Consider the following 15,699-nt stretch of genomic DNA (forward strand, 5'->3'; position numbering starts at 1 on the left):
CCTATAATTGAGGTGCAATTTCTTCCATCAAGTAAGCTTCAATAACGTCGCCTTCCTTGATGTCGCGGTATCCTTCTAAGGAGATACCACATTCAAAGGATGTTTTAACTTCCTTAACTTCATCTTTAAATCGACGTAAAGAATCAACCTTACCTTCAAATACAACGATGCCGTCACGAATTAAACGAACTTCAGAGTCGTTAGTAATACGACCTTCTGTTACATAAGAGCCAGCTACAATAGCCTTTGGTGTGGAAATAACCTGACGCACTTCTGCACGACCTACGACAACCTCTTTAAATTGAGGCGCCAACATACCGCGCATAGCAGATTCAACGTCATTGATAGCATCATAAATTACACGATATGTACGCAAGTCAACCTTTTCTTGTTCCGCTGCACGTCGAACATTAGCATCAGGGCGTACATTAAAGCCCATTACAATCGCATTAGATGCAGATGCCAACATGATATCCGATTCATTAATGGCACCTACTGCAGCATGAACAATAACAATACGAACCTCAGGGTTTTTGATGCCTTCTAAAGATTGACGCAATGCTTCTACAGAACCTTGAACATCGGCTTTGATGATAATATTAAGATCCTTCAACTCGCCTTGTTGAATTTGGTTGAAAATATCATCTAATGTAACTTTATGTGTAGCTTGCAATTCTTGAACCCGTTGCTTAGCAATACGTTTTTCAGCAATTGCACGTGCTTCGTTGTCATCCATACCATTTATAATTTCACCGGCTTGTGGAACTTCGGAGAAGCCCAAAATTTCTACCGGCATAGACGGACGAGCAACTTTTACTTTTTCACCGCGCTCATTTGTCATGGCACGTACTTTACCGTATGCAGTACCAGCAAGTACTGTATCACCTACACGAAGAGAACCTTTTTGTACCAAGACAGTACATACAGCACCACGACCTTTATCAAGTTGAGCCTCGATAACTACGCCATATGCCTTACGGTTAGGGTTCGCTTTCAATTCCATAACCTCTGCTACAAGCAAAATATTTTCAAGTAAGTCATCAATACCTTGTTTTTGTTTAGCAGATACAGGAACCATGATGACATCGCCACCCCATTCTTCTGGTAAAAGACCATGTTCAGACAATTGTTGTTTAACATGGTCTGGGTTAGCACCTGGTTTATCCATTTTGTTGATGGCTACAATAATAGGTACATCTGCAGACTTCGCATGATTAATGGCCTCGATAGTTTGTGGCATTACTCCATCGTCAGCAGCTACTACGAGAACTGCGATATCTGTAGATTTTGCACCACGTAAACGCATAGCAGTAAACGCTTCATGACCAGGTGTGTCAAGGAATGTGATTTTATTATCCTTGTAGCGAACTTGGTACGCACCGATATGTTGAGTGATACCACCAGCTTCGCCAGCTGTTACATTAGTTTGACGAATTACGTCCAACAAAGATGTTTTACCATGGTCAACGTGACCCATAATAGTTACTACAGGAGGACGTGGTTTTAACGTTTCTGGTGCATCTTCAATTTCGATAACATCTGTAGGATCTTCTTCTGGTTCTACTTCAGTTACAGTTACACCGAACTCTTCAGCTACAATAGTAGCTGTATCTACATCAACCTCTTGGTTAATGCTGGCCATAACACCTAAAAGCATCAATTTCTTGATGATTTCAGATACTTCACGACCCATTTTTTCAGCTAATTCTTTAACAGTTAAAGGACCGCTCAATTCAATTTCTGTAGCAATTGCTGCTTCAGCTTTACGTTCAGCTTCTGCTTTTTGCTGTAAGTACTGCTCGTTACGATGTTTTACGCGATTCTTCTTTTTTTGCATAGATGTAGATAACAAGGATTGAGGGCGGTTATTGCCACCTTTTTTATTTTTCTTGTTACGGCGATCATTATTAGAATTGCGGTTATCGTTATTGCGGTTGTCGTTATTACGATTATCGTTGTTGCGATTATCATTATTACGCGCATCATTAGAACGAACGTTATTACGGTTATCATTATTGCGGGTATTATTAGGGCGATTGTTAGCGCGGTCTCCACCATGTTGGTTACCATCGGATTTGCGTGTAGGCTCAGAGATTTGTACATGACGTACATTGCCTTTTTTATGATCCTTTTGTTTAGATTGATCGTCTTGTTTTTGACCAGATTGTTTATGTTTATCTTTTTTCTGTTCGTTAGAACGATTTGGATGTTGTTTATGTGACGCAACTTCTTGTTTATGAGCTGCAGGAGCAGACTTTTGTTCTACCTTTTTTTCTATTTTTTGTGCTACTTTAGGAGCTTCAGATTTTTTACCTAATTGTTTTTTTACAATTTCATAACCTGAATCATCTACAGAATTAACTGCTTTCGTAACATTGATATTATTTTGTTGCAAGATAGAAATGACCTGCTTACTTTCTACGCCGAACTCTTTGGCGATTTCATGAACGCGCTTTTTGGACATCTACATACCCCCTTATTATCGATCAATCTCTTTAAGTAATGCCTTTGCAAATCCATCATCTAGTACGGCAACTACTACCCTAACTTCCTTACCAATGGCCGTTCCTAAAGCCTCTTTATTGGCAATACTGTGAAGTGGAATGTGATGGGTTTCTGCTAATTGAGTATATTTCTTTTCATTATTGGCTGCACAGTCACCAGCGAGAAGTACCAATTTCGGTTCCTTTCTCTTTATAGCTTTTTCTACGATAAAATCACCAGAAATAACTTTTCCTGCTCGTTGTGCTAAGCCTAAGAGATTCAAAATTTTATCTTCATTCATGTATATCAGTGATTACTCATTCTCTTGTAAATCACGTTGTAATGCTTCGTATATCTCTTTAGATACACTATGTTTTAATGATCGTTCTAATCGTTTTGCCTTATAAGCCTGCTCAAAACACGACATAGACTCACATAAATAAGCTCCACGTCCTGGTGCTTTACCGCTGCGATCAATAGTGATATTGCCGTCTGGACTCAAGGCTACGCGAATCAACTCTCGTTTTGCCTTAGGTTCACCACATCCTACGCAAGTACGCATAGGTTGGGATTTTGGTTTCATGACTATTCACCATCCTCAGCATTGCCAAAACCTGTGAAAGGTTCTTCAGCAGCTTGAGTTTCGCTTTTAATATCAATTTTCCAGTTAGTCAACTTAGCAGCTAAACGAGCATTTTGACCAGCCTTACCAATAGCTAAAGATAATTGATAATCAGGTACGACTACATAAGAAGCTTTTTCTTCTTCGCTTACATCTACCGATACAACCTTCGCAGGGCTTAAGGAGTTAGCAATATAAATTGCTGGATCTTCATCCCATTTAACAATGTCTATTTTTTCATCGTGTAATTCATCAACAATATGTTGTACACGTTGCCCTTTAGGACCTACGCAAGCACCTACAGGATCAATATTTTCATCACGACTATATACGGCGATTTTAGAACGCATCCCCGGTTCACGAGCTACAGACTTAAGCTCTACTACGCCTTCAAAGATTTCTGGAACCTCTAATTCAAATAGACGTTTTAATAGACCTGGATGTGTACGAGAAATCATAATTTGAGGGCCTTTCGTAGTTTTCTTAACCTCTACGATATAGCATTTAATACGATCCCCTTCACGGTATGTTTCAGTAGCAATTTGCTCTGTTGGAGGTAAAATTGCTTCTGTTTTACCAAGGTCGATAAACACATTTTTACCTTCGACACGTGTAATAACACCAGTGATGATATCACCTTCACGACTGTAGTATTCCTCATATACTACACTGCGCTCAGCCTCTTTCAAACGTTGAATAAGCATTTGTTTTGCAGTATGGGCAGCACTACGACCAAAGTTAGCAGGAGTTACATCGACTTCTACTACATCACCAATCTCAAAACGCTTATCTTTTTTGCGAGCATCCAACAAGCTAATTTCTGTTTCAGGCAATTCAACAGTTTCCACAACTTGTTTTTTGGCCATTACTTTATAAACACCTGTTTCGCGGTCAATCACAACGTACGCATCTGGATTAGATGTTGGTTCTTTGCGATATGCTTGCAGTAATGCAGCCTCTAAGGATTCAAAAATAACCTCAGGAGCAAAACCTTTTTGTTTTGTAAGCACCATTACCGCTTGAATTAATTCTTGACTCACTCGTATGCCTCCATATATTAAAAATCAAGATGTAATCGAATTTGTGCAATAGCAGAACGTTCAAATGTTATGCTTTCACCATTAATAGTAAAGTCGATAGATGTGTCCGTAAAACCTTGTAATGCACCAGTAAATTGTTTACTGCCATTAACAGGCTTAAACAACTGAATATCTACATCACGGCCATTATACCGAACTAAATCCTTATCTTTCTTTAGAACTCGATCAAGGCCAGGAGAAGATACCTCCAATAAATAATTTTCCGTAATTGGATCCTTTTCGTCGAGGACAGCACTTAATTTTTCGCTCACCAACTGACAGTCATCCAAATCTACACCACCTGGTTTATCAAGGTAGACACGTAAATACCAATCCCGTTCACGTACATAGTCTACATCGACGAGTTCCATATCGGTGCCGGCTATAATACCTTCAACTACAGAGGATACAAACTCCTCCACTGCTTCTCTTTTCATAGCCATCGCCTCCTTACTTACTACATCTTGTATATATCTCTTGATTCTAAATACTCTAAAATTGAGCTAATCATAAATGAAAGAGTGGACATAAGCCCACTCTTTTAAAAGATTATATAAAAGTCATATATAGTATATCACATTTGCTGTGTATATACAAATTCTACGCTTTTGAATGGGTATTAAAGAAACCAATCCCACATAAGTCATTCTATAAAAACAAAAAATGACAAAAAATAGCATAGTTAAATCTATCCAAACTTTAATCAATGCGCTCATTCAAGCCTTTTAGTATAGCACCTAAATGCTCACGCAATAGCACTGCTAAATCATCTAGATTTTTTGCATCTAAATGATGGTCGATTTCTGGATAGCTTTTATAGCGAAGTTCCGCAAAGTATTCATCACGCAATTCATTATAATACAATAGTAAGCCTGTACACTCATCCATCTTGTGGTATTCGCCGATGATAAAAGACCCATTAATCATGCGAATCGCATGGGCTGGATCAATATCGCGTACAAAACCTTCTAACTCCTCAGGCATAACTTGTGAGAAGTCCCATTCAGGAATCCCTCGGCGACGATAAGTAAAAGTAAAATTATTAGCAGGTTCTATTAACATATTGGTTAACCCTTTTACACATCGTTCTTGTAGCCCTGTCCAAAAAGACTCTAAATCGGCTCGCACAAAAGAAATGTCCACAAAGGAAAATAGTGGCATTTCTATATGTACTGTATAGTCCTCTACCTCTTTATCATATAAGGCAGACCAACGCCACCCCAATTCATTTTGATAGTGGAAAATAGGCACCTTTAATACGTCTTCACCAGCACTAATACGATTAGCTAATATTGTATAGTCACTTTCAGTAGATGTAACTAACGTAAAGCCGTCAACAGTTTGAGGTAACCAAGAATAGTCTAAGGCTTTACAAGCTTCAATAATTGTTTCCATATAACGCCTCATATCTTTCTTGATACTGTAAGACCGCCTTTACATAGCTACGGGTCTCAGGGAACGGAATCGTATCGACCATTCCATTCCAGTTATTTTCACGAAGCCACGATTCCACATGACCACGACCAGCATTGTAAGCAGCTAATGCTAACACCTGATCACCATTAAATTCCTTTAACAAGTGACCTAAATACCATGTACCTAACTCAATATTTATAGTAGGCTCTTTAAGTTGACGATCTGTATAGTTACCATGCCCCACTTGCTGTGCCACCCAACGAGCCGTATCTGGCATGAGTTGCATCAATCCAAGAGCCCCCGTTTCAGACTCCGCTGTGTTTTTATACTTGCTTTCTGCTAAGATAACACTAGCTACCAAAGATGGAGGTACCTGCTCTTTCTCAGCTGCAGCTATAACTTCCTCTTTATAGTTAAAGGGATACGCAATCTGACGCGCCAAATGGTCATCTAGATATGTAAAATAAAACCATCCTAGTACGACACAAGATAGTGCTGTTGCCGTTGCACGTTTCATATATCCCCCTTTCTATATAGAAACTATACATAGTCACCAAGATATAAAATATAACAAAATACTAGGTTAATATTATACGAAGTTTTATGGGCTTATTATACCATTTAATAGTAATTTTTATATACCAATTTTGACACATAAAATGACTATCATTGAGGTTCTTATAAAACTGATTCGATGCGCTCATCCCAAATGTTATCTAATTGTTCCCTTAAATTTAAAGGTGTACCATTATTGTCAATAATTACATCCGCGTAAGACCGTTTATCCTCAAGACACATTTGACTATTAATACGAGCCAATGCCTCCTCCTCAGTCAATCCATTGCGGCTCATTAAGCGCTCAATTTGAGTCGACTCATTCACATATACGAGCCACACCTCGTCCATCATGGTATACCATTCTCCCTCGATAAGTAAAGGGATATCATATAGTAAAACTGGTGTATGTAGCTCCTCATAATGAGCTGTAAGTTCCATAATTCGATTTTGAATATGCTCCTTTAAACAACCATTCAATTGTTGGCGCTTTTTTGCATTATGAAAGACAATAGCTCCTAATGCTTCTCGGTTTAATGTCCCATCATCGCGCAATACATCGGTTCCAAATGCATCTACAACTGCTTCTAAACCCTTTGTACCAGGCTCAACAACTTCACGAGCCACAATATCAGCATCGATATATGGTATACCTTTATCCTTAAAATATGTAAGAACTGTACTTTTGCCCGATGCGATGCCACCAGTTAAGCCAATTTTAAACATATATACCTTCTATTAATTATAAATACATATTACTTTACTAATGCCCAGTTTTCTGCATGGTGTACGTCTACAATAAGAGGCACTTGTAACTCTACAACAGACTGCATTGTACTACGTAGTAACTCTTCTATAGCTTCTAATTCAGAGTTCACCACTTCAAGTACTAGTTCGTCATGCACTTGTAATAAGAGTCGAGACGTAAAGTTTTGTTCTTCTAACTTTTGCTCCACTTGATTCATAGCTAACTTAATGATGTCTGCGGCGGTACCTTGAATTGGCGTATTCATTGCGGTCCGCTCAGCAAAGGAACGACGGTTAAAGTTACGACTATTGATATCAGGTAACTCACGTTGACGACCAAACATAGTGCGAACTTTGCCAGTTTCATGAGCCTCTTGAACCATTCGATCCATATACTCTTTAACCTTAGGATAACGGCTAAAGTAAAGATCAATATAGTTTTTAGCTTCACCACGTGTAATACCAAGGTCACGAGATAACCCAAAGTCAGAAATACCGTAAATAATACCGAAGTTAATAGCCTTCGCATGGGAACGTTCTTCACTAGTTACATCATCTTGAGCTTTACCAAGTACCTCTGCCGCTGTAAAGCGATGAATATCCTTACCTTCTACGAAGGCTTTAATCAATGCTTCATCGCCAGATAAGTGAGCTAAAATGCGCAACTCAATTTGGGAGTAATCAGCACTCACCAATGTATCATATCCAGCACCTGGATAGAATAAGGCACGAATTTCACGGCCTTTTTCGGTACGAACAGGAATATTTTGCAAGTTCGGATCAGATGAGCTAAGTCGACCTGTAGCCGTAACCATTTGATTGAAAGTCGTATGAATACGACGAGTTTTATCATTGATGAGAACTGCCAAACCTTCGCAATAGGTAGATACTAATTTAGCAACAGAACGGTATGCCAAGATTTTTTCAACAATCGGACTTTCGTGACGAAGCATATCCAGTACTTCTGCATCTGTAGAATAACCAGTTTTGGTTTTCTTGATGATTGGCAAGTTCATCTTTTCAAACAAGATTACACCCAATTGTTTAGGTGAATTGATATTGAAAGTTTCTCCAGCTAGTTCATAAATCTCATCTTGTACTTGAGCTAGTTCCTCTTTAAAGCGAGCCGTTGTTTCCGCCAACTTCTCTGTATCGATATAGATACCATTCTTCTCCATCACAACTAAAGTATGGATTAAAGGCAACTCAATCGTTTCATATAAAGACCATAACTCTTCACGACGTGCAGATTCACAAGCTGCTTCGTTCATAGCGAGTAATGCTTTCACCATGGACGCGCATTCTACGTCTATACTACCGCTAGCAATGCTAGGCACAGAGAAGCGCTCAGTTAGATATAGATATCCATAATTAGTACGTGTAGGATCTAATAAATACGCAATGAGAGACATATCGTGAACACGAGCAGTTTTATCAGCATTAAACAAAGAGATCTCAGCTGGCACAGCTGCACCAAAGGCTTCAATAATCTCCTTAGTTTGAGTTGTAACGATGAATTTAGCACCTTGTAATACGGCTAAAACAGCTTTAGTATCATCTGTTTTTACAATAGTATCACCATTAGATAGATACGTATTCGTTACCGTTCTAAATGGTGTTTTTCCATCTAATATAACATGTACTGCTACCGTCTTATCTTTATAGAAGTCGGCTGTTAATGCTTTAGCATCTGCTAAATCATCTAAGGAAATCTCCTCTTGTGGTGCAAATAAAGAGCCTGGATCTCCAAAAGCTGCTTCCTCGCCCCCCATTACTTGAACAATGCGAGGTGTTAATTTAGTGAAGCCTAAAGTTTCAAATAAAGGCTGTACTTCAGAGGTATGGAAGTTTTGTACAAAATCTTCCACTTTATAAGATAACTCCATATCTGTTTTTATTGTTGCTAATTCACGAGATAAGAAGGCTAACTCTTTATTCTCTACAAGGCGCTCTTTTAATTTCTTACCAGAAATATCTTCAATATGTTCGTATACAGCTTCAAGATTGCCATATTCGGTAATTAATTTAAGCGCTGTTTTCTCACCTACGCCTGGTACACCTGGAATATTATCGGAAGAGTCACCCATAAGCGCCTTCATTTCGACAACCTTATCAGGACCATAACCATAAAGCTCCTCCATATTATCTAGAGTAACTTCTAACATATCAGAAATACCTTTTTTATTTAAGAACACATGACTATGTTCTGTTACAAGCTGTAAATTATCGCGGTCACCTGTAATAATTTGGACAGCCATTTCAGGGGCTCCAAACTTTTTACTTAAAGATCCAAGAATATCATCCCCTTCAAAGCCTTCTTCTTCGATGACACAAATGCCCAATGCTTTTAATACATCTTGAATTAAACTAAATTGTGGACGCAAATCCTCAGGTGCATCTGGGCGATTTCCTTTGTATTCACTATACATTTCAGTACGGAATGTTTGACGACCTTTATCAAAAGCTACAGCAATATAGTCAGGATTAATTTCTTCATACAATTTAATGAGCATTGTTAAGAAACCATATACTGCATTGGTTGGTGTTCCCAAAGCGGATTTTAATGGTGGTAATGCAAAAAATGCACGGAATAACAAACTGCTGCCATCTATAATCATTAATTTTTTCATAATACACCTCACTTAATTCTATTCTTCATTATAACATAAGGACCCTTTTAACTTTTATAAATAAAAATTAATATATTGTTCCACTAGAAAATGAATAAGTAATCTGATTTTAAAAACCACATATATGCTTTCGTTAATAAACAGTAGAAAATGTTTTACAAATCATGTCATTAAGGAAAATATTGGGCTGAAAAGTCCTTGCGTATCAATATTTGGTATGATATAATCATTCAGGTATAAGAAACGATTTTTAAGGAGGTGACTCAATTGCCAAACATTAAATCCAGTATTAGAAGCGTAAAAACGGATGCTGAACGTCGTGCGAAAAACGCCGCTGTAAAATCTCAAATTCGTACAGCAGCTCGTAAAACCGTTGAAGCTGTTCAAGCAGGCGCAGTAGAAGAAGCAAAACAAGCACTTGTTCATGCTACTAGCGTAATTGATAAAGCAGCCTCCAAAGGTGTACTTCATAAAAACACTGCAGCTCGCAAAAAATCTAACCTTGCAGCTAAAGTAAACGCTTTATAATTTTAAAAGCAAGCAAGACAGTCTCTCGGGGATCCGTTGAGACTGTTTTTTTATGGCCTTTTCTATTTAATCATAAAATATTTTTCGTTTGTTATACAGTTATATTATTACGCCCTATGGGCAGATTAGAGGACTATTACTATGAGAACACTATTATTAATGCGTGGTGCTCCTGCTAGTGGTAAGTCTCAGTGGATTCGTGACAACAATCTTGAGGCTTACACCCTTGAAGCCGATCATTTCCGTATGCTTTTACGTAGCCCTTCCCTTAGTGAGAACGGCTGGTATATTTCACAAGAGGATAATGGTCCAGCATGGAAGCTCCTACTAGATTGTTTAGAAAAACGAATGAGCAATGGCGACTTTGTCGTCTTAGATGCTACCCACACTACATCTAAAGCTGTTAATGCTTACAAAGAATTGCTTAATAAATATAAATATACTGTATATTACTATGAACCAGATACATCCTTGGAGGATTGCTTGGCCCGTAATTCGGCTCGCGCCGATTACAAACGCGTGCCAGAGCAAGTCATTCATCGTATGTACAAAATGATTAAAACAAGTACATTACCAAAGTTTTGTAAAAAAATTAACTCCATTGATGAAATCAACAATTACTTCACGGTTAATCTAACAAATAGATATGATCGAGTGCGTGTTATCGGTGATATTCACGGTTGCTACACCGCATTACAACAAGCTATTACACCATGGGATGAAAAAACATTATACATCTTCTGCGGTGACTATTTAGAACGCGGTATTGAAAACAAAGAAATGATGTACGAAATGATGCGTCTCAGCACATTGCCTAATACAATTATGTTAGAAGGCAATCACGAACGACATATTGCAAACTTTGCATTCCATACAAATTTAAATCGTTCCAAACGCTTTATGAAAGATGTGGTAGCACCTATCATAAAGGATATGACGAAAAAAGAAGTGGAATCACTCCAACGAGAACTGCGACTCTTTTATAAATCACTTCGTCAATGTTATCCATTTAGCTTTCATGGCAAAAAATATTTAGTTTCCCATGGTGGTATCTCCTATGTGCCCAACATGACCTTCATAGCTACCTCAACCTTTATTAATGGGTTTGGAGCTTACGAAACAAATATCGCTAATATCTATGATACTAATTACGAGCAAAACATGTGTCAGGACTTCATTCAAATTCACGGTCATCGTGGCGTTCCAGATGGAAAGTACTCCTTCTGTTTGGAAGGAGAAGTTGAGTTTGGTGGAGAACTAAAATACATTGATATCACAGCTAATACTTTCACAAAAAATGGAATAAAAAATGATGTATATGATAAAGATTATATGCGCCATGAATTCCAAAATATGACACAACATGTCATCTTCACACAAAATGAAGATATTAATATTATTGGCAATTCAAAATTAGTAAAAGTAAAACAGTGTTTCCCTAACCTATATTCCTTAAACTTTACCTCTCGTGTATTTCATAAACGATTATGGAATGAAAGTACAGTACAAGCTCGTGGATTATTTGTGGATCGAATTACAGGAGATGTGAAATTACGTAGTTATAATAAATTCTTTAATCTTGGTGAGCGCCCAGAAACAGAGTTAGATAATCTAGCTAATACTCTCTCCTTCCCAGTTGAAATTAGAACTAAAGAAAATGGTTACCTTACCATTCTTGGCGTTATCAACGAAGAATTAGTATTTGCCTCTAAATCTACAACAGAGGGTATACATGTGGATTTATTTAAAAACCTATTCCATAGATTACCGGAAGGCTTACAAGCAGAAATCAAAGATTTATTAGCACGTAATAGCTGCTCTATGATGTTTGAAGTCATCAGCCAAGAGGATACTCATATCATTAAATACGACCAAGATCATCTCTATGTGCTCGATATGATTCAAAATACTCTAGACGTAAATGGTAAACATATAGATGTCCCATTCTCTAGAGAAAAATTATCTGAACTTTATACAATCCTACAAAAATATGACACTGACTTGATTTCCATTGTTAAAACAGTTCAACAAGTTTCTACCATGGATGAGCTTCAAGCCATCATAAATGAGGAGCTGAATTCATTCCATGAATCTGAAGGCTTTGTATTAGTCGATAGCAATGGTTTTATGACTAAATTCAAAGGTCCTTATTACAATATGTGGAAACACAAACGAAATCGCATTCTAGAGCCATATCAAAAATTTGGTAAAATTCCATATGGAAACTGTAAAAATGAAGATGACACTAAATTTGCAGACTTCCTTGGTTCATTAGATTATGATGTAGTATGTAAATCTACCATTCTTGATATTAAAGATATGATGGAAAATCAAGGCTTGCTATAATTAAATAAACTCATCCTGTTTTAAGGATAAAAGCAAAAGGGACTGCAACTAGAATGTGGTAAAACCACATTCTGTTACAGCCCCTTTTTATATTAACTTTTCATCAAACTTAATACTAGAACTCCATCACACCTGTAGTAGTTATTCTAATTTCTGGAATTACAGTTAATGCAAGGAAACTCAAATTAATAAAAGGATCTAGGCCTTTCGGCACGCCCATACCGTAAGCAATATCTTTCATCTTAGCCACTTTTGCATCTACTTCTTCGTGAGGTCGATTTGTGATTAAGCCCATTACTTCAAGAGCTAGTTCCTCTACTACTTTGCCTTCACTAGCAATGACATATCCGCCGCCAATTTCGCGAATACGCTCAATAGCGACCATCATATCTGCATCGTTGTCGCCAACAACAATCAGATTATGTGAATCATGTGCAAAGGATGACGCAATAGCACCATTTTTTAAATTGAAGCCTTTCAAAATACCGACACCATTTCTACCAGATGCTTTATACCGCTCGATACAAGTTATTTTATTGTACTCAGCATTTGGTTTAAACAATTCATTTTCAACAGGAACCTTTTCAACCGTTTTTTGTGTAACTATTTGCCCAGGCACGATATTAATAATCGCTTGCGGACCTTCAACAAAAACGTCTAATTTTTCTTTTGTGAAAGCACCTATATTAATCGTATGCAGTAATTCAGCTGGTACAATCTTCTCTTCTCTTACGAGAACACGTTCAATCTGTTTTCCTTTATAAAACACCTCGTGAATATCTACGCGTTGTTCATCATTAAGAATTACAAGATTAGCACTATAGCCGGGCGCAATAGCGCCTAAATGTTTCAAACCGTAGCATGATGCCGGATGAGTGGAGGCCATTTTATAAGCTTGGATTGGTGTCAGTCCCAGTTCAATAGAACGACGAATATTATAGCTGATATGGCCTTCTGAACGAATATCCTCAATATGTTTATCATCTGTACAGAAACCATAACGTTCCGTATTCCCTTGTTCTTCTACAAGCCCTTTCACAATGGAGTCTAGATTATGAGCCGCACTGCCCTCACGAATCCATACATAGATGCCATTTTTAACTTGCTCTTTTGCTTCTTCGTAGGAAATACATTCATGATTTGTAGTAATGCCTGCCAAACGATAGCTTGCTAGTTGCTCTAGTGAAAGTCCAATAATATGACCATCCATAATTGTATCTTTAAAGTAATCTAACTTTTTCATCATGTAAGGATCACTATTGATAACACTATAACAGTCCATGACTTCACCTAATCCTAAAATACGTGGATTAGCTTGTAGCTTATGTAACATATCTCCATCTAGAATAGCGCCATTATCTTCACCTGGTACAGCGGGCACACAGGATGGAGCCATAACATACACATCACCTTGAGCCGATGCAGTTTCATTGATCATGTACTCAACACCTGCAATACCTGCAACATTGCCTGCTTCATGAGGATCTACTATAAAGCCTAAAGTCCCTACTTGAGATGCTTCAAAGACTAATTCCTTAGGATTTACTAATGTAGACTCTAAATGTAGATGACTGTCGATAAAGCCAGGTACTATATATTTACCGCTATAATCATATTCTGTTTCACCACTATAAGTACCAACACCTATAATCGTATCATTATGAACGGCAATATCTGCTTTCACCCATTCATCGGTGAATACATTTAAAACAGATGCCCCCTTCAATACGACAGAAGCCTTGTCCAGCCCCTGTGCCTGTCGAGAAATTTTTGCATTAAATTGTATCATATAAGGATCCTCCTTACATAAAGATTTCTTTCAAAATGAAAATGAGCGCCAAGAAATACATGACACCAGAAACATCTCGATATTTCCCAGTCAGAACCTTAATTAATACATAACTGATGAGACCCCATTCAATACCTACACCTATGGAATAAGCAAAAGGCATCATAATTATAGTTAAGAATGCTGGTAATCCTTCAGAAATATCACCGAAGTTTATATCTTTAACAGAGGCCATCATAAATAGACCTACTACGATAAGTACCGGAGCAGTAGCCGCTACAGGAATAACCATGAGTAACGGCGCTAAAAATAAGGATGCTATAAAGAGTCCTGCAATGGTTAAAGCGGTCAAGCCTGTACGGCCGCCTTCTGCGATACCCGCTGCCGATTCAACAGCTACAATGTGAGGAGATGTACCTAGTGCACTACCAATGATAGTGCCTAATGCAGATACTTTCATACAAGAGCTTTGTACACCCAACTGTTTATCTTGAGGCACCTCAGCTTGATTTGTAAGACCAATCAATACGCCAACTACATTAAATAAATTAACGAACAAGAACGTAAAGGCCACAAAAACCATATCTACAGATAAAAGTTCGCTCATATCATAATGAAACCAAATCGGTGCCAACGATGGTGGCATAGAAAATATCGTCGACGGCAACTTTGTAATCCCACAGAAGAACCCAACAACCGCAGCAATTATAACGGCTAGAAATATTCCTCCTTTTACATTGCGCCCCGTAAAAACGGCGATTAATATGATTCCCAAAATGGATATCAAGCTAGATGGCGCCTGTAAGTCCCCAATGCTCACAATAGTAGCAGGATTGCTGACGATAAGTCCTGCACTACTAAGACCAATGAGAGCGATAAACAAGCCGATGCCCGCTGTTACAGCCAATTTAATCGTATGCGGTATGGCATTAAACAGATATTCTTTTAACGGTGTAACTGCGATTAGTAAAAATGCTAAACCTGCGATTAATTGAGCCGTTAACGCAAAGGCAAAGCTATGTCCCATTTGGACCACAATAGTGTAAGCAAAAAATGCATTGATACCCATACCAGATAAGCCGGCGAATGGCATATTGCTATATAAAGCTAGCAATAATGTCATAATAATAGCACTAACAGCCGTTGCCGTGAATACGGCGCCTACATCCATACCGGCAGCGCCAAGAATAGCAGGATTTACAGCTAATACATAAGAAATGCAAAGAAATGTAGTGGCCCCCGCAAATAACTCTCTCGATACGGATGAGCCCCGTTCTGAAATCTTGAATACTTTGTCCCATACACTACCTTGTACTTGTTCTCTCATAATGATTCCTCCTCTCGTACTTACGATTATGGGTGTATTCTTTTATACTTATATATTTCCACATATAAGTAAGAATTTCCTGTTTTTTATTAAAATCTACTCTATAAAAAAATACCGCAGTATGTATTTAACTCAATTAAAGTAAATATATACTGCAGTATTTCGCATATGTAATT

Annotated in this window: 13 protein-coding genes; 2 read left to right on the forward strand and 11 right to left on the reverse strand. The window is 37.9% G+C overall.

What is annotated here, in order from left to right:
- Window position 1 precedes the first annotated feature (1 nt).
- The 9 genes from infB to polA form a co-directional block, all read right to left on the reverse strand.
- On the reverse strand, window positions 2-2,464 hold the full coding sequence (infB, locus tag FNLLGLLA_RS05750) for a translation initiation factor IF-2 (RefSeq protein WP_004693008.1): 2,463 nt from the start codon (window positions 2,462-2,464) through the stop codon (window positions 2-4).
- Window positions 2,465-2,479: 15 nt separating this feature from the next.
- On the reverse strand, window positions 2,480-2,785 hold the full coding sequence (locus FNLLGLLA_RS05755) for a L7Ae/L30e/S12e/Gadd45 family ribosomal protein (protein ID WP_004693007.1): 306 nt from the start codon (window positions 2,783-2,785) through the stop codon (window positions 2,480-2,482).
- Between the two features lie 12 nt (window positions 2,786-2,797).
- Entirely contained in the window at window positions 2,798-3,067 is a 270-nt protein-coding gene (rnpM, locus tag FNLLGLLA_RS05760) for an RNase P modulator RnpM (protein WP_004693005.1), read from the reverse strand.
- A 2-nt stretch (window positions 3,068-3,069) separates the two neighbouring features.
- A complete protein-coding gene (nusA, locus tag FNLLGLLA_RS05765; protein WP_004693004.1) occupies window positions 3,070-4,146 on the reverse strand; it encodes a transcription termination factor NusA in 1,077 nt (358 codons plus the stop codon).
- 17 nt (window positions 4,147-4,163) lie between these two features.
- A complete protein-coding gene (locus FNLLGLLA_RS05770; protein WP_004693003.1) occupies window positions 4,164-4,622 on the reverse strand; it encodes a ribosome maturation factor RimP in 459 nt (152 codons plus the stop codon).
- 262 nt (window positions 4,623-4,884) lie between these two features.
- Window positions 4,885-5,580, reverse strand: coding sequence for a hypothetical protein (locus tag FNLLGLLA_RS05775; protein WP_004693002.1), 696 nt, complete (start codon window positions 5,578-5,580; stop codon window positions 4,885-4,887).
- Window positions 5,564-6,118 carry a lytic transglycosylase domain-containing protein gene (locus tag FNLLGLLA_RS05780; protein ID WP_004693001.1) on the reverse strand — a complete coding sequence of 185 codons (555 nt, stop codon included), beginning with the start codon at window positions 6,116-6,118 and terminating at the stop codon, window positions 5,564-5,566. Before FNLLGLLA_RS05780 ends, FNLLGLLA_RS05775 begins: the two co-directional genes overlap by 17 nt.
- 161 nt (window positions 6,119-6,279) lie before the next feature.
- Window positions 6,280-6,882, reverse strand: a complete 603-nt coding sequence (gene coaE / locus FNLLGLLA_RS05785) for a dephospho-CoA kinase (protein WP_004693000.1) — start codon at window positions 6,880-6,882, stop codon at window positions 6,280-6,282.
- Between the two features lie 29 nt (window positions 6,883-6,911).
- On the reverse strand, window positions 6,912-9,533 hold the full coding sequence (gene polA / locus FNLLGLLA_RS05790) for a DNA polymerase I (RefSeq protein ID WP_174892306.1): 2,622 nt from the start codon (window positions 9,531-9,533) through the stop codon (window positions 6,912-6,914).
- A 267-nt stretch (window positions 9,534-9,800) separates the two neighbouring features.
- Between polA and rpsT the strand changes: the two genes are divergently transcribed.
- Window positions 9,801-10,061 (forward strand): 30S ribosomal protein S20, encoded by a 261-nt coding sequence (gene rpsT, locus FNLLGLLA_RS05795; RefSeq protein WP_004692998.1) that lies wholly within the window; start codon window positions 9,801-9,803, stop codon window positions 10,059-10,061.
- Window positions 10,062-10,202: 141 nt separating this feature from the next.
- Window positions 10,203-12,407: an RNA ligase gene (locus tag FNLLGLLA_RS05800; protein WP_174892307.1), complete on the forward strand. Its 2,205-nt coding sequence runs from the start codon at window positions 10,203-10,205 to the stop codon at window positions 12,405-12,407.
- A 115-nt stretch (window positions 12,408-12,522) separates the two neighbouring features.
- On the opposite strand, the gene ade is transcribed toward FNLLGLLA_RS05800, so the two are convergent.
- Window positions 12,523-14,196, reverse strand: coding sequence for an adenine deaminase (ade, locus tag FNLLGLLA_RS05805; protein WP_174892308.1), 1,674 nt, complete (start codon window positions 14,194-14,196; stop codon window positions 12,523-12,525).
- Between the two features lie 13 nt (window positions 14,197-14,209).
- A complete protein-coding gene (locus FNLLGLLA_RS05810; RefSeq protein WP_174892309.1) occupies window positions 14,210-15,523 on the reverse strand; it encodes an NCS2 family permease in 1,314 nt (437 codons plus the stop codon).
- Window positions 15,524-15,699: the final 176 nt, after the last annotated feature.

Source organism: Veillonella parvula (assembly GCF_902810435.1).
Classification (GTDB): Bacteria; Bacillota; Negativicutes; order Veillonellales; family Veillonellaceae; genus Veillonella.